The organism is Paraglaciecola sp. 20A4, from assembly GCF_011378905.1.
Classification (GTDB): Bacteria; Pseudomonadota; Gammaproteobacteria; order Enterobacterales; family Alteromonadaceae; genus Paraglaciecola.
In genome coordinates, this window is the sequence record NZ_WTPY01000021.1 from 59,978 (window position 1) to 83,592 (window position 23,615).

Genomic DNA, 23,615 nt, shown 5'->3' on the forward strand with positions numbered 1-23,615 from the left:
TCGTCGTTATTTGTCATTAAATTTCAGTTAACCCCAAGCAATTGCTTTGCTTGCTCGGCGTCACGTTGTATTTGTTGCTTCAACTGTTCGAATGAATCGAACTTCACTTCGTTGCGTAATTTCGCTTTTATAGCCACCGAAATAAAGTGACCATATAGATTGCCAGCGAAATGAAATATATGCACTTCTAACTGAGAGCGCTGACCATTAACAGTCGGCCGCGTGCCGATGTTCGCCACGCCGTCATACATTATACCCGCTATATCAACCTGCACCGCAAACACACCATTAATGGGGGCGTTACAGCGTTTCAACAATAGGTTGGCGGTGGGAAAACCAATTGTGCGACCTTTTTTATCTCCATGCAGTACTTTGCCTGAGATAGTGAATGGGCGTCCGAGCATTTTTTCAGCTAGCTCAAAGTTATTGTCACTTAAGGCTGTGCGAACTTCAGTGGAACTAACCCGAAAATCTTCAAAACGAAAACTCTGAGTACTTACCACATTAAAACCACATTTTTGACCTTCTTTTTGTAACATAGAAAAATCCCCCACTCGGCCTTTTCCAAAACGAAAGTCGTCACCTACCACTAAAAACTTTACACCTAGGTCGCCGACCAATAGCTGCTCAACGAATTGTTCAGCGGTAAAAGAGGCAAAACGCTTATCAAACTTTAGGCACAGCAAGCGATCAACACCTAACGCTTTAAGCTGCACATATTTATCACGTAGTAAACTTAGACGAGCGGGGGCATCGTCAGGGGTAAATAGTTCTTCAGGTTGTGGTTCAAATACCATGACCGTAGCTGGGAGGCCAAGCTCTCGAGCCTTTACAACCACTTGGCTCAATACAGCTTGATGACCAAGATGAACACCGTCGAACTTACCAATTGTCAGTACACATCCTCGGTGCTTGTCACGAAGATTATGTAAACCACGGACTAATTCCACTTTGTTCCTCATTCGCAGCAGCTATTTCAAGACGTTATCCCGAGCTGGTACTGTTTGGCTAAAATTAAAGCGTCGGATTATAACGAACTAAACGCAGAGATACAGCCCGTTATAGCTGAGTTAGCATTAATTTACTTAAATTGCTTTTGACAACAGCTGTCTAGGTCGAATCCCCAGCAATAAAGCGCTGACTAAAAAGACGCCCCCTGCCCCAGCGATCATAATAGCTAATTGCGTCATTTGCATCGACGGGGCCCAAGCTAGCCAGTTTGCAATAGCAGGGCGGTAATAAAGTAATCCAGCGGCCATGATGAGTGAGGATATACTCACTTTTGCTAAGAAAAACAATGTACTAGGCGACACCTGATACACACCTAAACGATGCAACTTGCTATAAAGTAAGCCAGCATTCATGGTAGCAGACAAACTAGTTGCAATGGCCAAACCTAAATAACCGAAGGGGATGGCGAATATTAAGTTAAACACCATATTTGCCCCCATACACCAAATGCCGTACTTAACCGGTGTTTTAGTATCTTGGCGTGAAAAAAATCCGGGAGCGAGCACTTTAATCAGCATAAAACTAAGTAAACCGGTGGCGTATGCAATAAGACTGTATGAAGCCAAAGTCGCGTCCAATGCAGTAAATTCACCACGTTTAAACAGCACAATTAACATAGGCTCCGCTAGAATCATTAAACCCGCTGCCGCAGGAATGCCCAGTAAACACACAATGCGCAATGCCCAGTCGATATTGGCACTGAACGCCTTTAAGTCATTGGTCACGTGGTTGCGTGATAATGTCGGTAGTATTACGGTTGCAATCGCAATACCGAACAATCCCAAGGGAAATTCAAGTAAACGGTCAGAGTAGTAAAGCCAACTAATCGAACCTGTCACTAAAAAACTGGCGATAAAGGTGTCAAATAATAAGTTAATTTGACCAACTGAAACCCCAAATAATGCGGGGATCATCAGCTTGCGCACTTTAGTCACTTTAGGATCTGACCAACCCCATTGAGGCTTAACCAGTAAGCCAGCGCGATACAAAAAGGGCAGCTGAAAAGCAAACTGCACTATGCCACCAATAAATACCCCCCATGCCAGAGCAAAACCCGGTTCATCAAACGTGTCAGCCATGAATATTGCACAACTGATTATCGCTACATTCAACAACACAGGCGTGAATGCCGATACTGCAAATTGATTCATAGTATTGAGTATCGCTCCCGTTAAACCAGCGAGAGAAATAAACATTAAATATGGAAAGGTTATTTTTAACATCAGTGAGGCAAGTTCAAACTTCGCACCTTGGGGTTCGTCGTTCAAATATTCCATAAACCAACCCGCACCAAAAAGCGCAGTGACCACAGGTGAGCCGATGACCCCAAAAAAGGTCACGACGGTCACAATTACCCCAAGTGTGCCCGATACCTTTGCAACGAATTGCTTCATTGCGTCTTTATCGCCTTCGTTATTGACTTCGGTTAGTACCGGAATAAAAGCTTGTGCAAATGCCCCTTCCGCGAATAGGCGACGCAAAAAATTGGGAATTTTATTAGCAAAGAAAAATACATCGGCTGCTGCACCAGCGCCCATAAGGTTGGCGACAACCACATCTCTGACTAAACCTAATACACGCGACAAAAAAGTCATACAACTGACAATCAATCCGGATTTTAATAAACGATTCGACACACTACTTCCTTACAAAACGACTAATCCGAATAACGAGACGCGCTATTATGCGCCAAGCCTCAAATAGTTAGAAGCACTCAAGCAAAAAACAGTAACCGCTTTGCAACATAGGTTATTTATAAAGTCTAAAAGACAAGTAACTCAGTTAATTTTGCAATCTTCTCGGATTCAGTCTTCGCTCTGTGGGCGAACTCAGGTAGACTATGCATTGGCAGGTGCGAATGCCTATTAACGTCGCCCATTTCGCTGATTGTGAATTCAATTCAGATCCAGCATTTCGATACCCTGATAATGTAAATGCTCTTTGCGCAATAAATACGCGAAAGCATTTGACAAACGCAGGTCTGATAGGCAAAATCCGCACCCTTGAATTTTGACTAGAATTTTTTGGGAGTTCCACTTGGCTAACATTAAGTCTGCTAAGAAACGTGCACTACAATCAGAAAGACGCCGCCAGCACAACGCTAGCCGTCGTTCTATGACACGTACATCTTTGAAGAAAGTACTTGCTGCAATCGCTTCTGGCGATAAAGCATCTGCTCAAGCTGCACTAGCAGCTGCAACACCTCTAATTGACCGTATGGCAACTAAAGGTTTAATCCATAAAAATAAAGCTGCTCGTCATAAGAGCCGTTTGTCTGCACAGATTAAAGCTTTAGCTTAATATTTGTTCAGAAGGTTTATTGTCAAAAAGCGCTTAGGCGCTTTTTTTGTGTCTGTAATGTCTACACAATAAATCTGTTAGCTGTACAAACGTGAGCGGTTTACATAAAAACGGCGCGATATCGTGGATATCACGCTGTTTTTTGATTCTTTTTAAAGAATTACTGATTAGGCAAATTCGCCAACCAGAGATTCAATCCATTCAAGCGCTTCTTTTTCAGGCTCTAAGGTTTCACAGGCGTCAATTTTCAACATGTCGGCAACCGGCTTACCCTGTAACTCAAGTAACAAGGCTTGTAATTGCTCCCCCGCGCCGCAGTATGAATCACAATAACTGCTGTCTCCTAATCCGATGACGGCAAATGGTTTTTGATCCATTAACGGAAACATATCTTTTAAATCAGAAACAAAAAACTCTAAATTAGGTGGTATGTCTCCCTGCCCCGTTGAGGAAGAAACAAAAATATAACTATCGCAACGTTTAAAATCATCTATGCTTGGGTCATCATAAATCTCACTAACCAATTGCTTACTGGTCAGCAACTCCTGCACTTGCTCAGCCACATGTTGGGCGTTACCGTAAACCGAACCAACGAAAATACCTACTTTACTCATACTCTGCTCTTCCATTACTAAAACAAAACCAGTTTACCCATTATTAAACACTAAATCTAACCCATCAGTTGCCGGCAACTGCCAACCCCATTGTGACATAAGGGTAGACATCAATGGGTCAAAATCATTCACTATTGACAACCTTTCATGGCTAATTGGATGCTTAATAGTCATTTGTTGGCATGTAAGCGCCAAACTATTAAATTCAAATTGTTCACGAACAAATTTATTATGCTTGCCATCACCATGGGTAGTATCTCCGAGAATGGGGTGATTGATATGGCACATATGCCTGCGCAGTTGATGCTTGCGGCCAGTCTTGGGATGCAGCCGAACAAGCGTGTAACGAGCTGAAGGATAACGACTTACAGCAAAAGGTAATTCAAAATGCTGCAAGGGGACGTATTCCGTTTGCGCTTCTTGCGCCTCTTTGTCTTTCCTCGCACGTTTATCAGCTATTTTATCAAGCTTCTCCTTGAGGGCGTAATCAATAGTCCCCGCCTCATTGATATGCCCTCGGACAATAGCGAAATACGTTTTAGCGACGTCATGTCCAGCAAATTGCTCCCCTAGCAATCGAGCGACATCTGCCGATAAAGCAAAAATAAGCACACCAGAGGTAGGCCTATCCAAACGATGTACTGGGAAAACATGCTGACCTATTTGATCGCGTAACATTTGCATAGCAAACTGTGTTTCATGGCGATCAATCATACTTCTATGTACCAATAAGCCAGCTGGCTTATGTATAGCAACCACATAATTATCTTGATACAGAATTTTCAACATCATAAGAACTTACCGCTAAATAAATCGTCAATCTGCGCTATGACGACAAGTACGTGAATACGCACAGGTTCACTTTTTTGTAATCCTTTGTACCATTCTTCAGCCATAGGCAACAAAGCCATGGTGGTGGGCAGAGGCCGCTGATGTTTGAGCATTTCGGTTAACTTGGGAATAAATATAAACTGTAGCCATTGCGCAAAGTCCATTCGATCACAGGCGAAGGGAGCATCGCTTTGCATCGCCCATAATGAAGGTGGCGTTAACGACCAGTGTTCCGTGGTTTTTAGCGCCGATTCTAAACGATTTAATAAGCGCTGTATTTGGACTTCTGACTCGCTACATGGCATGCTTTGGTACATATTTGTTCTTCTCAAATTGGGTGTTAGTTCACCACATTCAGGGTATTTCCGCATATTTCGCGGCAGTTTATAGGTAAACATGAATCAAATCAGCTCCATCAGTGAATTTCTTCTCCATGCGGGAACAGAATATCGGGTATTTGATATGGGCAGAACCATTCGTAATATCGATAGCCAAACATTTTTAGATATAGAAAATGCCAGTATTGCGGCGCCATACCCCCGTCAACAACACGCTTGGTTTGGCATTATTTTTTATAGTCGTCAACTAAGTCGCGAACATTACATTTGGTTCGTGAAGTTACCCTTAGATGAAAAAGGCTTAGTGATAACGGCTACCCGAGATCACTTTTTACAGATTATTACCGATGCCCTGGGAGCCCAATTAGAGCGTAACAAAGAAGCACAAGGACGTTTACCAGAAAATCCGTATACCTTTGTGCCCAACCAGCAGCAATTGGCGGATTTTAACAGCATTAGCCGAACGGCACTTAATTTACCGCCTAGTGAATATTACGCTGGAGCAATACGTTATTTTACTCAACCCAAAATGTATAACTGGCAGGATGTCGCTTTACAAGGCATTGCCGATCTAGCGGCCAGCGTGCGTCGCAAAGATACAACTCAACTCATCATGGATAATTTATTGGCGGTGGCTCCTCAAGTTCAACAAACGCTGTTGTCGTCATTAGAGAATCATGCCATTGACAAACATTTGAGCCAATATCTAGTAAATTGGGCGGATCAGGACTTTAATCGTTCTTTAACCGTCCAATGGACAATACGTGCTCTAAGCCAAAGTGTAGCTAAAACGGTAGTACAACAATTCATCCAACGTGTACTTGATTCAGAACACGGTTCAAATGCAGATATCATGTTGTTAATTGCAGCGCGACATTGGCCGTTATTGAATAACGAAAATACGCTTAGGCAATACATCAATCAACTTGCTGTAATCGATACCGAGTTATGTGCCAATTTATATAGTGATTTAGTTCAACTACCGGCTATCCGCTCGCAAATGCTTGCTGTGATCCGCTGGCCGGATAGAACCCCTGCATTGACGCAAGTAATCGGACATTTATTTAGTGGGCAACAGCAATGAATTTATTCGATCTGACGCTATTCCTCATTATTCTATTAGTCATTTTTCAATTTTGGCGTATGCGTGCTATCACTGAAAAAGCCAATCAGCATATACAGCAATATTGTGAAAAGCATGGCTTACAGCTTATCAGTGTGGCACGGCACAAGACACGGATCGGCAGTTATCGTGGCAAACTAGATTGGCAAAGCTGCTTTATTTTCGAGTTTTCGGGAAATGGCGAAAACAGTTATCAGGGCACACTCACGATGGCTGGTCAGCATATTTTGCAAGTAGAAACACCCGCTTACCGAGCCGACTAGGTAAGCTAATGACTAACGCCAAAATTTAAACCTTATATTAATAAAATATCCTTACCTCACATACAGCAAAGCCGCGGACTGAATAAATTCAGGCCGCGGCTTTGCATAAAAAGCTGAAGGTCCTTCTGCGCGCTCCATCGCAACAGCTAACTCACACAATCCGTGTCTTATCCTTCTGTCATTCATCCCGAATGCTGCACTTATCCTAAGTGGGTCCTTTTCCTTGTTGATCACTTTCCAAAGTGAATGCCGTCTTCCCGACCGCCGTCCTAGTTGCTTCCAATGCGCCCAATTCCGTTTAAGCAACTCGTCCTGAGTATGTCCATTTCCTTGTGCTCAATACTGAGCGACTTCGTCCGTAAGTCTCCTTGTATCGTCCTTCTAACATTCATCCCGAATGTTGCACTTATCCTAAGTGGGTCCTTTTCCTTATTCGTCACCTTCCAAAGTGAGTGCTATCTTCCTGACAGCGGTCCTATTTGCTTCCAATGCGCTCAATTCCGTTTAAGCAACTCGTCCTGAGTATGTCCATTTCCTTGGGCTCTTTATTGAGCAACTTCTTCCTGAAGTATCCTTGTCATCCTTGTATCATTCGTCCAGAATGAGCACTCGTCCTGAGTGTGTCCTTTTCCTTTTTCCCATTTCCAAATGGGTTGCTCGCACTGAGCCTTTCCTGTTAATCCATGTTACGGTTTAATCATTGAACCGTGTTGCTCTTCTTGAGCCTGTCCTAAGCCTTCCTTGTGTCATCCTGACTCGTCGTGTTTCCTTGTGACAAGACAAACTATATAACAATCAAAAATATATTCGACATGCTTTTGTGACACTTCAGCTACATTCATTAGACAAAAGTATAATAAATCCAACTAAACTGTTTATTTACAATGACTTGCTTTATTAATAGGGAGAATACGGACGGGATAAAATGACTTTATCCTACAACCTTGTACGAGATCTCGTACAAGGTTGTAGGGAGATAACCTACAAATAAAATTTAGCCTAGGTAACTAAATTAGGCGACTTTGCAAAAAGTTCATTTACAAACCACTTTAAATGTAAATAAACATGACAAAATTAACGATTATTGGCGCTCACAAAACATTAAATGACCTGTGATATGTCCCGTTTCTAACGCTTCAAGCATCTTGTATTGACCATCCTCAAAGAAAGAAAGGCATTTGGGTAGCGTCACGTACACACCAATTCCTTCACTACCGGCATCCTCTTTCATCACGCTATCTATAGCGTTCATTAATATATGCCCTAATCCACAATGTTGATAATCAGGGTGAACACCAATAAACGACAGCATGTGATAACGCTTAGCAGGGATGTGTTCTCGCACCTTTTGTTCTTTATCAACCATTTGCTTGGTACCGAAGTATCCAGCGGTTAATAACATTTTCAATCGCCAATGCCAAAAACGACTAGGTCCAAACTCGGCATCAGGGCCAATTAAACAGGCAACGGCTAATAAACGACCATCATCAAACAATCCAATCATAGGTTGCCGTGCTTGCCAAAAGGCGTTCAACTCTTCACGGATCGCCGAGCGTAAACGAGATTCATAGCCTTCTTTGTTAAATTGAAAAATATCCATAAACAGAGGATCGTCATGATAGGCCTGATATAAAATGGAGGCGGCTATCTTTAAGTCATCCGCTGCTAAATATACCGCTTTGATGTTATCCATATCAGGGGCGACAATGGTTTGAGATAATGGCATGCTGCTTTCTCCTAGGAGGTTTAAATTCGCATAATATATTCATAATACATGTTAATATTTTGTAAAACGACATATAAGTCAATCATAAACCATTAAAATATCAGGAGTATTCAATGGAAAATTATCACACAACAATGAGCGACCTTTTCGAACAACTGGGTCTGGGTGGTCAAGAACGTGATATTGTAGCTTTCATTGACGAGCATAAGGGACTACGCCAAGGCGTACATATAGAGGACGCAGAATTTTGGTCAAAATCTCAAGCTGAATTTATTAGAAATGCATTGCTAGAAGATGCAGAGTGGGCAGAGTTAATCGATCAACTAAACACCCGAATTCGTTAAAGCAAAGTTTAACGGAAATAACATCATGCTCTGATAGAGCATGATGTTGTTCATATTTTACTGATTGAGCATGCTTAAAGCCGAATCTCCCCAACCAATCAGCTTGTCATTTTTCAACACTAACGGCGTACATTCATCTTTAGTCGTTACACCATCATCATCTTTTCGCTGAGTGCGATAGTACAGCACATGAAATTGATCATCGCCCTTTTTGACTAACTCACTAAAATCAGCAATGCCCATTCGCTCCATTATTTGCCCAGCGGTCAAATTAGGTTGAAGTTGTGCAACTTCTTTGCGGTTGTCCTTTTCCTGTTTTTGCCAGTCAGAGTGATAGCCGTCGTATCCGTCCCCATCTACTGAAATTACACATCCAGACAACAACAACGATAACCCCAGCGCACCGACAAATAATGTTGGCTTCATATTCAACTCCTTTTATATTATTTTTAGGTTTAAGCGAAAATAGCGGTTTGCGATATTCACATACATCCATATATACAATAAAAAGGCCAATTATTTATCTGTATGATTTAAAAGAACATTTTAGATTTACAAACGAATTTCATTCAGGTGTAATAGTCTTTACAACTAAATTTTAGCGGAATTGACTAAACAATGAATGATCGTCTATCAGATCTAATTTCTGTATGCCAAACCTTAGTAAGAGAAGGTAAAAAACCCAGTGTAGGGTTAGTCAGAAGCCGCGCAGGCGGGAACGTGTCTATTCCCGAGGCCATTAAAGGTATTCAAAGTTGGAAAGCGCAACCGGAGCAAGTCATTAAAAGAAATGAAATCCCCCTGCCAGAACACGCACCAACTGATTCGTTAGAAGCCAGAGTCGACACACTCGAAAAACAAGTTACTCACCTAAAACAGCAATTAGAGGCGATACTATCAGGGGGGTAAATACCCCCTTTAACAATGCGCTAATGTAGGTTCTATTTCAGTTAAAAACGTAGCAAGATCAACAGAAACTTGTTCCTTTGGAAGCAAACCGACTTGTTCTAGCATGACCTCACCTGTTTGGTTATCCACACTTAAAATAAAGTCATCTTGATCTGTCAACGCGATAAAAATTGTTTCCGGTTGACGTAACCGACGCTTCATTAATATATGACCAACAATATTTTGCTGTAATCGCGCAAAATCATCCTCATTCCATGCCTGTAGCAGCTGTAACGCACCGCTTGGATGCTGTGCAAATATATTATCACTCCAGTAACGGGTGTAAAACATCGCTACATCAGGATGGATAGTCAGTTCCAAAGCGGAAGATAACTCTGAAAAATCAGTAATTTGGTCACGTAGAACCGGTTCCCATGAGATAAGATTTCCTGGCGTTTCATTTCCGTTAGTTCGGTAACATGTTGATGGCCATTCATCGTCGTACTCCATGGCCGTAACTTCAGGGTGAGTCGTTGAAAAACGTATAAAGCGCTGCATAAACTCATCTAACGCTTGATTTACCCTTAAAGACATAATGTGCGCTCTTACTTAGTTATAAATGCCAGATAATGTAGCATTAAATTAGAGTAATCTTCTGATAAAATGCAGCTAACCTAATGTAAAATATAGCTAACCTATTCATCACCTGAGGTATTTCCATGCAAGATAAAACACTTCCCTCTGACATTTTAAGTACCTTAACGTTAGGCAAGCCCACTCAGTATAAAGAATATTATAGCCCTGAGTTACTGCAAGGCGTGCCCCGCAGCATAAACCGCCAAGAACTTAATTTCGGTGATACGTTACCTTTTGATGGGGTCGACCGCTGGAATGGCTACGAATTATCTTGGTTAAACTTAAGCGGAAAACCACAAGTGGCCATTTTACGTTGCGAGGTTCCTTGTAATTCGGTTAATTTAATTGAATCAAAGTCCTTTAAACTGTATTTGAACAGCTTCAACCAAAGTAAAGTTGAATCCATTAACCATGTACGAAAGATGATTAGTAAAGACTTGTCTGCATGCGCAGGGTTACCCGTCAACGTGCGCTTATTTGCGAGAGATGAGTTCCCCAGCTTGCAGCTTGGTACTTTGGACGCTCAATGCATTGATGATTTGGATATCAGCATCGACAATTACGATTTAGAACCTTCGATTCTGACCGCTAATAAAACTGAAGTGCAAGAAACCCTTTGTAGCCACCTGCTTAAATCTAATTGTTTGATTACCAACCAACCGGATTGGGGCAGTGTTATGATCCGTTATCATGGTCATCAAATTGACTCTGAAAATTTATTACGTTACTTAATATCTTTTCGCCAACATAATGAATTTCATGAACAGTGTGTTGAGCGCATATTCAGTGACATTATGCGTTTTTGCAAACCACAAAAATTAACCGTCTATGCGCGATACACGCGACGGGGCGGATTAGACATTAATCCATTTAGAAGTAATTTTGAGAGTATTTACTCTGAGCGACGTTTAGCTCGACAATAAGCTATCGTTAAGTATTTGTCCTGCTTAAGCATGGGTCGACGGTGTTACCAATTTAAGGAAATCAATGAACAGTATTCAGCTAAATCCTATCGGGGCCATGAGCCAGTTATCCAAATTAGAAGTAGATAAACTCAATCAATCAGCTGATAGCCAGCTATATCATTTATTTCGAAGCTGCTGTTTAGCTGTATTGAACAGTGGCGCTGAAACCGACAATTGCGAAGACTTATTCGATAAGAATGAGAAATTTGACGTGCGCTTAATCAGTCGAGAGCGTGGTGTTAAAATAGAATTGATTAATCCACCAGAGATCGCATTTGTCGACGAGAAATTAATTAGAGGCGTGCAAGAGCACTTGTTTTCGGTGCTCAGAGACCTGCTTCACATGGGCGAAAGCTTTAACGGCTGCGAATTCCCAGGAGTGGCCCAGTCCGCTTATATTACCCATAAAGTATTCGATATGATGCGCAACGCGCAAACCCTTAAAAACACGGCTGAATTGAACTTAGTTGTCTGTTGGGGGGGGCATTCTATCGGTGAGACAGAATACCAGTACACGAAGGAAGTCGGTTATCAGTTAGGTCTACGAGAGCTAAATATATGTACGGGTTGCGGGCCTGGAGCAATGAAAGGTCCAATGAAGGGGGCAACCATAGGACATGCAAAGCAACGTTATGACAAGCGAAGATACCTAGGGATCACTGAGCCGAGCATTATCGCAGCGGAACCACCAAATGCTATCGTAAACGAGCTCGTCATCATGCCAGATATTGAAAAACGTCTCGAGGCATTTGTGCGTATGTCTCATGCTATTATTGTATTTCCTGGCGGTGCTGGTACAGCAGAAGAGCTACTCTACCTGCTGGGTTTAATGCTCAACGACCAAAATAAAGAACAAGTCCTACCCATTATTCTTACTGGTCCAAAAGTATGCGAAGGCTATTTTATCGCGATTGATAAGTTTATTGGCGCCACGTTAGGTACTGAAGCACAGTCGCTTTATCAAATCATTGTAGACGACCCTAAATTGGTCGCTCAAACCATTAACAATAAACGTGCAGACGTGCGGGCCTATCGTAAAGCCAAGGGGGATTCTTTTGATTTCAATTGGTCAATGACCATTGAGCCAGAATTTCAAATACCATTCGTGCCTACCCACGACAGCATGGCAAAGCTAAACCTGCACTTTGATCAACCAAAAGCAGAGCTAGCTGCAAACCTGCGTAAAGCTTTCTCGGGGATTGTAACGGGAAATGTAAAGGCTGAGGGCGTTAAGCTTATCCGTGAAAAAGGACCTTTTCAGTTAAATGGAGACACCGAGCTGATGGCATTAATGGACGAGTTACTTCAGTCTTTTGTTGTCCAACAACGTATGAAATTGCCAGGCAGTGAATATGTCCCTTGTTACGAAATAATGTAATAAAATGCGTTTGAGCGTGTTATTTTTAAGCATAAAGTGAAATCTACGCTCAAACCTTACAACTAATTTAAACGACAGAAATAACAACTGATGAATAAAAAAATAGTAACGCGAATAGGTATCGGCGTAGCCCTTTATGGCATATTTGTAGCTGCAGTACTGCTGTTTTATCCTGATAGTGCTCAAGACATGGATTGGAAAGATCGAGAGGAATACAACAAAGTCCAAGTCGCCAAACTCGAATTAGGCCAAAACAAACAACAAATATTAGATCTGCTTGGTGGTCCAGATATTAGCGAAGCCAAGAAGACCGCTGAAGATACGTTTCAAGTAATGTTTTTTCGCACGCAACATGTCAAATCAGACGGCATCACTACACAAGATGAATGCACCGCATTATTATTGAAAAATGATGAACTCATTGCATGGGGCGATAGTGCTTACCAAGATTATTTAACACAATAAGGTTTATTTGTTCTGTGCCTGACAGTTTGATTAAACAGCAGTATCAGAGCCTTCATAAACTTTTGGCGCTTTACCGTCGACCTGAAGTAGGTAATGACCTTGTTCAGCAATCTCTGGATTTTAGCAATAAGGTACTTGTGCTGGCCAAACAGCACCCTAATCTTACGTTTGGCCAAATTCATCTTCACAAAACATCGTTGCCAGTTAGCTACCAACTTGCCTTTAACACGTGCTTGATAACCGCACTAATTTGCGTACGCAACCGATTCAATGAGACCACAACACAGCAATTAATGTGCGCGGCTATCAGCCTATTTTCCCTTAACCAATCCTATTTAGATAAACCTCAAAATGAGGAAATACAACTCAATTCCAATACGTCTATAGGCACGCTTAACAAACCTTTTTGCCGAATTTTAACCCAGTACCAACAGGCAGTATGGTTGCGCGGCTATCGACAAATACAGTGGCTGCAAAAAGAGGTAAAAAAACATTTATCCAGCCTACTCGGGGCCAGTGAGGATGTTGTCTGTTTGGCGTTAGCGTCACGACTTTCCCTAATGATGCATGGCACAACACAAATCAAAAAAATGAGCTTTCAATCAGCATTAAGCTATTTAGTTCAGCACTCACCTAGCACTGCGACAAAGCTATTAGAACCGCTTATGGTATTTCCCAGTGTCACTCCGCCAGGGGCGTACGTCATGCTAGATGATGGTTCTCTTGGGATAGTAACTGGTATTTTCGACAGCGGCGTTGCTTGCTTCCCAGAGAGTACAGCCCGTCAAAAATCCGCATATACGTCGCACTTTATCGTGTCGTTGTCCCGCGTTAAGCAGGTTTATTGCGCTCAAAAATTTAAGCAGTTCAATAAACTTAATAATTTGTGGGGAGATAATTGGCAAGAGTTTAAACGTGAAAATCAACTAAAGACGGTTTCCGCATTTACGCCGAGTTACAAAATGAGTCGCCCACCAGCCACGTTAATTGCAATCCAAGAACAACTGAATAAACCCGTACAAGATATTAAAGCGCTAAGTAAAGCTATAGCGCGAGAGCCTGCATTTGCTCAGCATTTACAACGAACAGCGTCACAAAGTAGCCGTCAAAAACTGCCCATGAAAGATATACAACACGGCTTAATGATGCACGGATTAGAGCGCTCAGGCAGTATTATTATGCAACAAGCACTGCTTAGCCGTTTGAATCAACATTACTTTCCCTTGCAGAAGTACTTCGTTAACTTTGCTCAGCTTCGCGGCCATATCGCTGCGAGCTTAGCAAAGGTTGCAGATATTGGTATCCCTGAACAAGCGTGTACTCTGTCGCATTTTGCTTGCGTTGGCTTATTTACCCATCCCCAATTAAAAATCCAACTAAAGTGGCAACGTCCGACCTCTTGCTTCTATGACATGCGCTCATTAATAAGCTGTGTAAATTCGGAGCAGTTACGTAGCCATTCATTATCATTAGCCGAAGCATGGCATCAACCTCGTCATGAGATTGTAGCCTTGAGCAATTATCATGAACTGCATTATTTAAAAAGCCAAAAACAGACTGTTTCAGTCAAATTGGCTGCATTACTGGGTATAAGTTTAATCATCAGCAGGGAACTGTACTTTGTAGAATCACAGCGCTGCGTACAAACTCTAGCTTATTGGCAAAGTGCATCGAAGGTACTCGGAGTAAGTGAACAAGAATTAAAGTTAATAGCGCAAGATGCCTTTTCCGTTTGCCACACATTTTCGCCCGTATAATAACGTGTTATAGCGCATGGCAACTGGCTTTTATCACTAATTTATGATATAAATCGCGCCCTAAAAATATAGGCTTATCGACCTATAGTAACGACTGACAAGCATTATTTGACGTTCATTCGTCCACATCAACATTAAGGAATGGTTTATGACTAAACAACGCATTACAGTAATTCGCGGAGACGGTATTGGTCCGGATATCATTGATTCGGCACTACAGATTTTAGACAAGGTAGGCTGCGATTTTGATTACGACTTCGCTGATGCAGGTTTAGTTGCACTTGAAAACCACGGCGAACTGTTACCGCAAGAAACCTTAGACTTAATTGCAAAGAATAAAGTGACGCTAAAAGGCCCTCTTACAACACCAGTGGGTGAAGGTTTCACGTCGATTAACGTTAGCCTGCGTAAAAAATTCCAGCTCTACGCTAATTTACGTCCAGTATTGTCATTTAAAGGTACGAAAGCACGTTACGAAGACATTGATATCGTCACTGTTCGTGAAAATACCGAAGGTATGTATTCAGGTTTAGGCCAAGTGGTGTCTGAAGATGGCAGTGAAGCAGAAGCGATGAGTAAGATCACGCGCAGTGGTTGCGAACGTATTCTGACTTATGCATATGAAATGGCTATCCGTGACGGTCGCAAAAAAGTAACCGCAGTACATAAAGCCAATATTCTTAAGTCGACTTCGGGTTTATTTCTGAAAGTGGCTCGGGAAGTTGCCCAGCGCTATCCACAAATCGAATCGACTGAAATGATTGTAGACAACTGCTGTATGCAACTAGTAATGAACCCACACCAGTTTGACGTTATCGTTACGACTAACCTATTCGGAGATATTTTATCTGATCTGTGTGCTGGTTTAGTTGGCGGTTTAGGTATGGCACCAGGTGCTAATATTGGTGAAAACTGTGCAATTTTCGAAGCTGTTCATGGCTCAGCACCTGATATCGCAGGTAAGAACCTAGCGAATCCTACTTCTGTTATATTGGCTTCAATCCAGATGCTTGAATACTTAAATATGGGTGAAAAGGCTGAAAAAATTCGTTATGCCTTGAAGCAGGTTATCGAAACAGGTGATAGAACCACCCGAGATTTAGGCGGTGAACATGGTACAAGTGACTTTACTCAAGCCATGTTAGAACGTCTATAAAATATCATTCTATGAAGTTTTGAAAGTGGCTCATTGGAGCCACTTTTTTTTTGCTCTGCATTAAAATAATGTAACTTTTCTTTACCAAATCTAAAAGCACGACTAGTCTTACTTTTGTGCATTTGCACCGAAATGGATCAAAAAGACAAGGAAATTCTTTATGAAAAAGTTTATCACTACCTTATTTTTTGCAGGTGTTTTATTAGCGGGGTTTGTCGGCAATGTTGCTGCTGAAGCTAAAGTAGACAAAAGCAGTGTGTCTCAAATGAAGTCGCAAAAAATCAATCTGAATACGGCTACAGCCGAACAGTTAGTCACATTGCCAGGTATAGGTAAGAAAAAGGCAGATGCCATCATCACGTATCGTAAGAAAAGTGGTAAGTTTACCAGCGTGAACGATCTCACAAATGTTAAAGGGATCGGCAAAAAAATGGTGGCGAAATTAGCAGACCACGTTCAGGTCAAATAACCTTTTATTAAAAACAAGGCACAAAAAAGCCGCGTGATGGAAAACATTACGCGGCTTTTCTTAAATCAAGCAGAGTTTATTTCACCATGGTGTGTAAAAACTCTGTAAATTCAGCACCTAATTCTGGATGACGCATAGCGAATTCAACGTTTGCTTTCATATAGCCAAGCTTGCTACCACAGTCGTGGCTTTTGCCCTTCATGTAATATGCATCTACTTGCTCTGTATGCATCAAAGAATCGATAGCGTCGGTAAGCTGAATCTCATCACCAGCGCCAGGAACCGTTTTCGCTAGCAAGTCCCAAACTTTCTCAGACAATACATAGCGGCCTACAACTGCTAAATCTGATGGTGCATCAGCAAGATTTGGTTTCTCAACCATACCATGCATTTTTGCAGATTCGCCAGGGGTAAGTGATACTCCGTCTAAGTCGACGATACCGTATTTACTTACGTCCTCTTCAGGAACACTTTCAACCATAATCTGGCTAACTTGGCTAGTGTTAAACTTAGCGACCATGGCGGCTAGGTTGTCCTTTTTCGGATTACATGTGCCGTCATCAATGATGACATCAGGCAATACAACAGCAAATGGTGCATCACCTACCATAGGACGAGCACACAAGACTGCATGACCTAAACCTTTTGCCACACCTTGACGTACATGCATAATCGTCACATCTTTTGGACAAATAGCCTGTACAGCTTCAAGTAACTGACGTTTAACGCGTTTTTCTAAAGTTGCTTCAAGTTCAAAGCTAGTATCAAAATGGTTTTCGATGCTGTTTTTACTCGCATGGGTAACCAAGATGATTTCTTTTATCCCAGCATTAACACACTCAGAAACCACGTATTGAATAAGAGGTTTATCAACAACCGGTAGCATTTCCTTTGGAATGGCTTTGGTTGCTGGCAGCATACGTGTTCCCAGCCCTGCAACAGGGATAACGGCTTTCTTTACTTGACTCATTTTATTGTCCTTTTACTGATAATCCACGACCAATTGCATAGTAATGCAAGCCATGTTCCAACATCGTGCTGGGTTCAAATAAATTACGACCATCAAAGATTAACGGTATGGCAAGTTTTTCTTTAATTAGCTCAAAATCAGGGGCACGGAAAGCCTGCCATTCAGTACAAATAACCATAAAGTCAGCTCCATCAAGCGCCGCTTCCTTGGTGCCAACCAAACTTAAATCATCACGACTACCGTATATACGTTGAGTTTCTTCCATCGCTTCTGGATCATAAGCTCGTACTTTCGCACCTGCCTTCCATAAATTTTCCATTAATACGCGGCTCGATGCTTCACGCATGTCATCGGTATTAGGCTTAAATGAAAGCCCCCAAATGGCAACTGTCTTGCCTTTCACGTCATCACCGAAGTGACGCATGATGTACTCAAATAATTTCTCTTTCTGCGCGTAGTTAACTGCTTCAACCGCCTCAAGAACCTTGGCACTGTATCCGACGCCTGTCGCACTGCGAACAAGGGCTTGTACGTCTTTAGGGAAACATGAGCCGCCGTAACCACAGCCAGGGTAGATAAATTGATAGCCAATACGCGGGTCAGAACCAATACCACGGCGCACGTTTTCAATGTCTGCGCCCATTAGCTCGGCCAAGTTGGCCATTTCGTTCATAAAGCTAATTTTTGTGGCTAACATACAGTTAGCTGCATATTTAGTTAACTCTGCGCTACGGATATCCATGATGATAATTTTGTCATGGTTACGGTTAAAAGGTGAATACAACTCGCGTAACGTTTTCTCAGCTAGTTCACTGTCAGTGCCGATAATAATTCGGTCTGGGCGCATGCAATCGTTTACCGCAGCCCCTTCTTTTAAGAACTCTGGGTTAGAAACCACATCAAACGTAAGATTTTTACCCAGTGACGCAAGTGTTTCAGAAACCTTTGCACTCACTTTGTCAGCTGTACCAACAGGCACTGTAGACTTGTTAATGATAATTTTGTGGCTGTCCATATGCTCAGCGACAGTATTAGCTACTGAAAGGACATATTTTAAGTCAGCAGAGCCATCTTCATCAGGAGGCGTACCCACTGCAATAAATATTACTTCGCCATGCGCAACGCCGCGTGCGGCATCGATGGTAAAATCTACACGCCCTGCTTCGTAATTACTTTTAACTAAAGGAGTCAAACCAGGTTCAAAAATGGGTATGTGTCCCTGTTTAAGCTTGTCGACTTTATTTTGATCCACATCTACACAAACAACATCGTGGCCCACTTCAGCCATAACTGCTGCCTGTACCAAACCTACATAACCAATTCCAAATACTGTAACTTTCATCGAAGAAATATTCCTTAACTGTAATTCAGGGCAAATCTTACCGCCCAATTATGACAAACTCTTGATCTTAGCAGCAAAAGCAAAAATAGTGCCTAAACGGCATTCAAGAGTCTCAAGGGCGTTTTAGATAGCACATGTCTTTTTTTCGCGACTAACTTTATATTTTACCCTTTATTTAACCCCATTGGGAATGGTTATAGTAAAGAATCATTCAGAATAGTGGAATCAAGCAGCAAAAAGTGCATTTATCTACAGATAACATGCGTTACAAGACCATAGTAAATGTTTTAGTATTCTGCTTGCCCATCAAATATCACCCCGCAAGACGTTATTTTAATGATTGTTTTATCGGCAGCTATTGAGGTCAGTAAATTATTCCATTAGAATCGAACCAGTCTTGATTTCACTTAACTCGAAGGGATTATATTATGAAAAAAATTCTTATGGCTGCAACAGCAGTTTTAGCACTTGCTGGTAACACAGTAATGGCACAAGAAAATGCTGGTGGAAGTGAATCTTCTTCAGCAGCAATTGGTGGTGTATCAGTTGGTACTATCGCTGCAGGTGTTGTTGGCCTGGCTATCGCTGGTGCAGTTGTGTCTAACAACCGTGGTAACTCTAACACTGTTGTTGATCCAATTGATCCAACATGTGGTGACGGCGAAACGTTAGTTGACGGTGAATGTGTACCTTCAACTACAACGACTGTTACTTCAACAGTATCAACTTCAGTAACTAGCACGGTTTCTACTCCAGTAACGGTTACTGCTACAACAACTTCTTTATAAGTTAATGTTGTTTTCGAAAGCCGCCTTTTGGCGGCTTTTTTATTGCTAAAGCATTACTATTCATTCTGTACAATTCGCTTATTAGAATAACTCGGACACACGCCCACCCATGAACATCAAAACTCTAGCGTTTGCCATATTTGTGTTAGCTGGCACTGCCGGTTGCAGTGGTACCTACCACGCATATTACGACACCTTGAAAATTGCGTTCTCTGCCCCGCAAGACGCAAACATGACACAAGAGGAAGTCTCCGCGTCAAAAACCGACGTTATGTCAGTCAAACGTGGTGAGCGCCCCATAGCCATTATGGCACTCGCCTATCTCGAAAATGGGCAACATAAATGGGTCTCTGGTGATAATGCCATAATGATAATGGAAAAAGGCCGAGTGGTACGCACCGTAGGTCTAGATAAAAACCTACTTTACCTATCAAATACCGAATCTGATCCCCTAAAGACAATCACAAACACATCAGCGGTGTCATCTTGGCTGCGCAGTGCAGATTGGTCTGGTGATGAATATGGCTATCCTATTCACTCGTCTTTCAGTCAACCAACGTCGCAAACCTTGCGTATCTTAAACAAAGATATCGAAACAACGTTATATGCAGAATCGTTAGTCTACGATGCCCCATCTGACTACATAAGGCTCAATAGAGAATGGCAGAATTTATATTGGTTCGATAAACAAACCGGTACCTTAGTTAAAAGTATTCAAACGCTTTCGCCGATTAGCGAGCCAATAGAGTTTATTTACCTTAGTCGCATCGCCAGACTCAACTGATAAGTGAAGTATCAAACCATGAAAAGCTATTTAAAAATCGCGCTCTTTGCGATATGCGCCCTAAGCGGAAAATTGCATGCAGAGGTCACCTTAACTTGGGCAGATAAGTCATTCACCTACCCTAACTCAGTGCATTTATCTGAAGCATTAACATCGTTGGCCGAACAAAACAATATCTATTGGCCAACGGCCGCGCTTTATCAGCCAAATGACGAATTGAATAGAACTCGGCAAGCGTTGCTTGAAAACCTGAACATAATCCATAAGCGCTTTGCATCACAAGACACAGAGCTTCTCAGCGCCACCAATCAGCTTGTTAAAGTTGTATCTAGTTGGCAAATAGCAAAACGCTCACCTATCGAAATAGATATCGATTTGGCCCGCGTCCAACCGTCGAAAAACCCACTTTTAACGGCCGGACATTACATATTAAGTGCAGCTCCTCGCAGTAAAACAGTATTCGTTTTTGGTGCAGTAAAGCAAACCTTAGTCGTTGCACATCGCCCTTACAGCGATGTAGCAGACTACCGGAGCAACGTATTAAGAATCGATGCCGCAAATCAAGATTACATTTACATCGTTCAAGCGGATGGGCGCGTAATATTGGCACCTTCAGCGTATTGGAATAAACATCATCAAGAAGTCATGCCAGGTAGCATGTTATTCGTGCCGTTTACAGAATCTTTATTTCACCCTGAATTTGAAAAAATTAACAGCCTACTTGTATCTTTGGCCAACAATAGGGTTCTGTAATGTCGCTATCAACTAGTTTAAAAAGCAATCAAAAAATGCCCATAAAATGGCTAATAGCCGCATATGTTTTCACCTGCACACTCGCTTACGGGCAAGAAGACAATTACAATAATATAGACGAGTGGAATATTTCACCCGTAGGTAGTTCACTCATGGTACATGGCGGTACTGGGCTAATTCAAACCCCCACTTCACGCATGTTAGCAGAAGGTGATTTACGTGTTAGTTACACCGATAACGACGAATACCGCTTTTGGTCTGCAACTTTGCAACTGTTCCCGTGGATGCAAGCCACCGTGCGTTACACCGATACGCGCACGCGCTTATATAGCCCTTACCCCGGTTTTAGTGGTGACCAAACCCTAAAAGACAAAGGTATTGATGCCAAATTTAGACTATTCAAAGAAAGCTATTACATGCCAGAATTATCAGTTGGTTTTCGGGATTTTGGTGGTACCGGCTTTTTCGAAAGTGAATTTATTGGTTTAAGCAAACAAGTTGGCCCCGTAAACGTTCACGTTAATATGGGTTGGGGCTACCTTGGGACATCAGGCAATGTTTCAAACCCCTTTTGTGATGCATCAGACAGTTTCTGTGACCGCCCAGGCGGCTTCACCGGCAATGGCGGTAAAATAGATTATCAACGATTTTTTAAAGGCTCTGCTTCATTATTTGGTGGTATTGAATACCAAACCCCGTGGGAGCCACTGCGTTTAAAAGTAGAGTACGAAGGTAACAACTATGTAAATGATCGCGCTGGCGCTCTCGAACAAGACAGCAACTGGAACTTCGGCGCTGCTTATAGATGGAACAATTTCGATTTCAGCGTAAATTATCAACGTGGAAATACGATTGGTTTTGGTATCAATTACAATTTCAACCTGCATAAATTAAGCCAGCTAAAATTCGATAAACCTAAGCGTGAGCTAGCAGCAAAATCGAATGTGTCATCTATCGACGATGTTAACTTAGCGCGTATGAATCTATACCTTTACACTGAAGCTGGGTTTATCACCACGTCTAGTGATATAACAGATGAGCAGGTAACGCTGTATGGTCAGCAAATCAGTTATCGCGACAACGATGAAGCCATAGACCGAATGGGTCGGATTATGGCGTCTGAACTGCCTGAGTCGGTCAAAGACTACAAAGTAGTCAATACTAACGGTAGTGTCCCAATTGTGGAGACAGTTGTTGATGCGAGTGAGTTTAAAAGGCAAGCCCGTTACGAAACCACAGAGCCTAACCTTAAAGGCAGTTATAAAAGGCAGGACTTACAAGCAGAAACCTTAGCCAGTTACGACCCAGTTAACACATCAGGCTTCTTTACCGGCATCGAAACATTCTGGATCCAGACCTTTGGCAACCCTGAAGATTTTTATTTATACCAAGCGGGTGTTTTGTTAAATGGCGGGTACAGCTTTAATGGTAAAACCAGCGTAGCAGGTACATTGAAAGTGAACTTGTTCGAAAACTTCGACAAATTCAATTTCACCCAAGACCAAGCTAATAGCACTCTGCCAAGAGTGCGTACCAATGTACGGGAATATGTTTCTGATAGAAACATCACCATGGAAAACCTATATTTACATTGGAATGATAGGGTCGCTCCAAATTTATACGCGCAAGTATACGGTGGGTACCTTGAGGCCATGTACGGCGGTGTAGGGGGTGAACTACTTTATCGACCTGTCGATAGCAGTATAGCTTTCGGATTTGATATTAACTATGTACAGCAACGCTCCTATGAAAATGACTTTGAGTTTTTCGATTACAAAGTGCTGACAGGTCACGCTAATATTTATTGGAAGCCAAGTTTTTTACCTGACACTCAAGTAACGTTTAATATCGGGCAATATTTAGCGAAAGATAAAGGCGTAACCGTAGACTTAGCAAAACGCTTTGACAGCGGCATAGTAGTAGGCGCATTCGCTTCATTTACAAATGTCAGTGCGGATGAATATGGTGAAGGCAGCTTCACCAAAGGCTTTTACTTATCCATACCCTTTGATTTATTCTCGCTTAAATCATCAAAAGGTCGCGGGCAACTCCCGTGGATCCCTATCGCACGCGATGGCGGGCAACCACTGATTCGCCCTATTACGCTTTACAATACGACTGAGGAACGTTCACCGTTCTCAAGGTAATACCAACGTAACCTTTAATGTAAAGCATCTAAAATAACAAAGCCGCTTAAGGTAACTCTTAAGCGGCTTTGTTGTTGAATAATAGAGAGCCTGTAACAGATTCTGTGTAACTGCCATTATTTAATATGCTTCTCGAGGCGGTCCCCGAACTCGATAATAAAACGAACCATCGCAGGCCGCCAGTTATGAATTGGCATATTCCATTTTTTTGATGCTTCGGTGATGGCTAAGTACACCATTTTCTTAGCTGAATCGTCACTTGGAAATATCTTCCGTTTCTTAAGTGCCTTACGGATAACGCTGTTGAGTGACTCAATGGCGTTGGTCGTATAAATCGCTTTGCGTATGTCCGCAGGGTAATTAAATATGGTGTTTAAGTTCTGCCAATGTGCTCGCCATGACTTGCTGATTTGAGGGTATTGCTCGTCCCAGGTTTCGCCGAACCGCTCTAGTTCAAGTAAGGCTTCCTCTTCTGTGCTTGAACGATAAATGTTCTGGTTAAATGGCACCGGACACTTTAATAAGAGACAATTAACCGTCAAATATTAAGGTGTGAACATGACGCA

Annotated in this window: 25 protein-coding genes and 1 pseudogene; 15 read left to right on the top strand and 11 right to left on the bottom strand. The window is 42.1% G+C overall.

The window, feature by feature from the left end:
* Nucleotides 1-23: 23 nt before the first annotated feature.
* Nucleotides 24-950 carry a bifunctional riboflavin kinase/FAD synthetase gene (ribF, locus tag GQS54_RS16765; RefSeq protein WP_166425124.1) on the bottom strand — a complete coding sequence of 309 codons (927 nt, stop codon included), beginning with the start codon at nt 948-950 and terminating at the stop codon, nt 24-26.
* Between the two features lie 135 nt (nt 951-1,085).
* A complete protein-coding gene (gene murJ / locus GQS54_RS16770) occupies nt 1,086-2,648 on the bottom strand; it encodes a murein biosynthesis integral membrane protein MurJ (RefSeq protein ID WP_166425096.1) in 1,563 nt (520 codons plus the stop codon).
* Nucleotides 2,649-3,048: 400 nt separating this feature from the next.
* Between murJ and rpsT the strand changes: the two genes are divergently transcribed.
* Complete coding sequence (rpsT, locus tag GQS54_RS16775; protein ID WP_040514677.1) at nt 3,049-3,312, top strand: 30S ribosomal protein S20; 264 nt, start codon at nt 3,049-3,051, stop codon at nt 3,310-3,312.
* 167 nt (nt 3,313-3,479) lie between these two features.
* On the opposite strand, the gene GQS54_RS16780 is transcribed toward rpsT, so the two are convergent.
* The 3 genes from GQS54_RS16780 to GQS54_RS16790 are packed head-to-tail and all read right to left on the bottom strand — an operon-like array spanning nt 3,480 to nt 5,155.
* Nucleotides 3,480-3,926, bottom strand: a complete 447-nt coding sequence (locus tag GQS54_RS16780) for a flavodoxin domain-containing protein (protein ID WP_166425097.1) — start codon at nt 3,924-3,926, stop codon at nt 3,480-3,482.
* A 33-nt stretch (nt 3,927-3,959) separates the two neighbouring features.
* The gene (gene truC / locus GQS54_RS16785) at nt 3,960-4,718 is read right to left on the bottom strand and encodes a tRNA pseudouridine(65) synthase TruC (protein WP_166425098.1); all 759 of its coding nucleotides are present in this window, start codon (nt 4,716-4,718) and stop codon (nt 3,960-3,962) included.
* A complete protein-coding gene (locus tag GQS54_RS16790) occupies nt 4,715-5,155 on the bottom strand; it encodes a YqcC family protein (RefSeq protein ID WP_240919983.1) in 441 nt (146 codons plus the stop codon). The genes truC and GQS54_RS16790 overlap by 4 nt, the downstream gene beginning before the upstream one ends.
* On the opposite strand from GQS54_RS16790, the gene GQS54_RS16795 reads away from it, so the two are divergent.
* Both GQS54_RS16795 and GQS54_RS16800 read left to right on the top strand, forming a co-directional pair.
* On the top strand, nt 5,154-6,179 hold the full coding sequence (locus tag GQS54_RS16795; RefSeq protein WP_166425099.1) for a DUF3549 family protein: 1,026 nt from the start codon (nt 5,154-5,156) through the stop codon (nt 6,177-6,179). The genes GQS54_RS16790 and GQS54_RS16795 overlap by 2 nt on opposite strands.
* Nucleotides 6,176-6,481, top strand: coding sequence for a DUF3301 domain-containing protein (locus GQS54_RS16800; protein ID WP_166425100.1), 306 nt, complete (start codon nt 6,176-6,178; stop codon nt 6,479-6,481). Before GQS54_RS16795 ends, GQS54_RS16800 begins: the two co-directional genes overlap by 4 nt.
* Before the next feature lie 1,081 nt (nt 6,482-7,562).
* On the opposite strand, the gene GQS54_RS16805 is transcribed toward GQS54_RS16800, so the two are convergent.
* Nucleotides 7,563-8,207 carry a GNAT family N-acetyltransferase gene (locus GQS54_RS16805; protein WP_166425101.1) on the bottom strand — a complete coding sequence of 215 codons (645 nt, stop codon included), beginning with the start codon at nt 8,205-8,207 and terminating at the stop codon, nt 7,563-7,565.
* Between the two features lie 113 nt (nt 8,208-8,320).
* On the opposite strand from GQS54_RS16805, the gene GQS54_RS16810 reads away from it, so the two are divergent.
* Complete coding sequence (locus GQS54_RS16810) at nt 8,321-8,551, top strand: DUF2789 family protein (RefSeq protein ID WP_166425102.1); 231 nt, start codon at nt 8,321-8,323, stop codon at nt 8,549-8,551.
* A gap of 57 nt (nt 8,552-8,608) precedes the next feature.
* On the opposite strand, the gene GQS54_RS16815 is transcribed toward GQS54_RS16810, so the two are convergent.
* Nucleotides 8,609-8,977 carry a DUF3192 domain-containing protein gene (locus GQS54_RS16815; RefSeq protein WP_166425103.1) on the bottom strand — a complete coding sequence of 123 codons (369 nt, stop codon included), beginning with the start codon at nt 8,975-8,977 and terminating at the stop codon, nt 8,609-8,611.
* 192 nt (nt 8,978-9,169) lie between these two features.
* On the opposite strand from GQS54_RS16815, the gene GQS54_RS16820 reads away from it, so the two are divergent.
* Nucleotides 9,170-9,460 (top strand): hypothetical protein, encoded by a 291-nt coding sequence (locus GQS54_RS16820; protein ID WP_166425104.1) that lies wholly within the window; start codon nt 9,170-9,172, stop codon nt 9,458-9,460.
* Between the two features lie 9 nt (nt 9,461-9,469).
* Here the strand turns inward: GQS54_RS16820 and syd are convergent, their stop codons facing one another.
* Nucleotides 9,470-10,033 (bottom strand): SecY-interacting protein, encoded by a 564-nt coding sequence (gene syd, locus GQS54_RS16825; RefSeq protein WP_166425105.1) that lies wholly within the window; start codon nt 10,031-10,033, stop codon nt 9,470-9,472.
* Nucleotides 10,034-10,158: 125 nt separating this feature from the next.
* Between syd and queF the strand changes: the two genes are divergently transcribed.
* From queF to GQS54_RS16855, 6 genes are all read left to right on the top strand, one after another.
* Entirely contained in the window at nt 10,159-10,998 is an 840-nt protein-coding gene (queF, locus tag GQS54_RS16830) for an NADPH-dependent 7-cyano-7-deazaguanine reductase QueF (RefSeq protein ID WP_166425106.1), read from the top strand.
* Between the two features lie 64 nt (nt 10,999-11,062).
* Nucleotides 11,063-12,418: a nucleotide 5'-monophosphate nucleosidase PpnN gene (gene ppnN / locus GQS54_RS16835; protein ID WP_166425107.1), complete on the top strand. Its 1,356-nt coding sequence runs from the start codon at nt 11,063-11,065 to the stop codon at nt 12,416-12,418.
* A 90-nt stretch (nt 12,419-12,508) separates the two neighbouring features.
* Nucleotides 12,509-12,883, top strand: a complete 375-nt coding sequence (locus GQS54_RS16840; protein WP_166425108.1) for a DUF3192 domain-containing protein — start codon at nt 12,509-12,511, stop codon at nt 12,881-12,883.
* A 14-nt stretch (nt 12,884-12,897) separates the two neighbouring features.
* On the top strand, nt 12,898-14,640 hold the full coding sequence (locus tag GQS54_RS16845) for an HDOD domain-containing protein (protein WP_166425109.1): 1,743 nt from the start codon (nt 12,898-12,900) through the stop codon (nt 14,638-14,640).
* Between the two features lie 148 nt (nt 14,641-14,788).
* A complete protein-coding gene (locus GQS54_RS16850) occupies nt 14,789-15,796 on the top strand; it encodes an isocitrate dehydrogenase (protein ID WP_166425110.1) in 1,008 nt (335 codons plus the stop codon).
* A 160-nt stretch (nt 15,797-15,956) separates the two neighbouring features.
* Nucleotides 15,957-16,265, top strand: a complete 309-nt coding sequence (locus GQS54_RS16855) for a helix-hairpin-helix domain-containing protein (RefSeq protein ID WP_166425111.1) — start codon at nt 15,957-15,959, stop codon at nt 16,263-16,265.
* 76 nt (nt 16,266-16,341) lie between these two features.
* Here GQS54_RS16855 and galU read toward each other — a convergent pair whose 3' ends face one another.
* Together galU and GQS54_RS16865 are read right to left on the bottom strand one after the other, a co-directional pair.
* On the bottom strand, nt 16,342-17,235 hold the full coding sequence (gene galU / locus GQS54_RS16860; RefSeq protein WP_166425112.1) for a UTP--glucose-1-phosphate uridylyltransferase GalU: 894 nt from the start codon (nt 17,233-17,235) through the stop codon (nt 16,342-16,344).
* A 1-nt stretch (nt 17,236) separates the two neighbouring features.
* The gene (locus tag GQS54_RS16865; RefSeq protein WP_166425113.1) at nt 17,237-18,577 is read right to left on the bottom strand and encodes a UDP-glucose/GDP-mannose dehydrogenase family protein; all 1,341 of its coding nucleotides are present in this window, start codon (nt 18,575-18,577) and stop codon (nt 17,237-17,239) included.
* 428 nt (nt 18,578-19,005) lie between these two features.
* Here GQS54_RS16865 and GQS54_RS16870 point away from each other — a divergent pair, with 428 nt between their 5' ends.
* From GQS54_RS16870 to GQS54_RS16885, 4 genes are all read left to right on the top strand, one after another.
* Nucleotides 19,006-19,365, top strand: coding sequence for a hypothetical protein (locus tag GQS54_RS16870; protein ID WP_166425114.1), 360 nt, complete (start codon nt 19,006-19,008; stop codon nt 19,363-19,365).
* Between the two features lie 109 nt (nt 19,366-19,474).
* Nucleotides 19,475-20,149 (top strand): YjbF family lipoprotein, encoded by a 675-nt coding sequence (locus tag GQS54_RS16875; protein ID WP_166425115.1) that lies wholly within the window; start codon nt 19,475-19,477, stop codon nt 20,147-20,149.
* Nucleotides 20,150-20,167: 18 nt separating this feature from the next.
* Complete coding sequence (locus GQS54_RS16880; protein ID WP_166425116.1) at nt 20,168-20,902, top strand: capsule biosynthesis GfcC family protein; 735 nt, start codon at nt 20,168-20,170, stop codon at nt 20,900-20,902.
* A gap of 35 nt (nt 20,903-20,937) precedes the next feature.
* Nucleotides 20,938-23,049 carry a YjbH domain-containing protein gene (locus tag GQS54_RS16885; RefSeq protein WP_240919985.1) on the top strand — a complete coding sequence of 704 codons (2,112 nt, stop codon included), beginning with the start codon at nt 20,938-20,940 and terminating at the stop codon, nt 23,047-23,049.
* Nucleotides 23,050-23,165: 116 nt separating this feature from the next.
* Here GQS54_RS16885 and GQS54_RS16890 read toward each other — a convergent pair.
* A pseudogene (locus GQS54_RS16890) lies at nt 23,166-23,546 on the bottom strand (transposase); the annotation flags it as partial.
* Between the last annotated feature and the right edge of the window lie 69 nt (nt 23,547-23,615).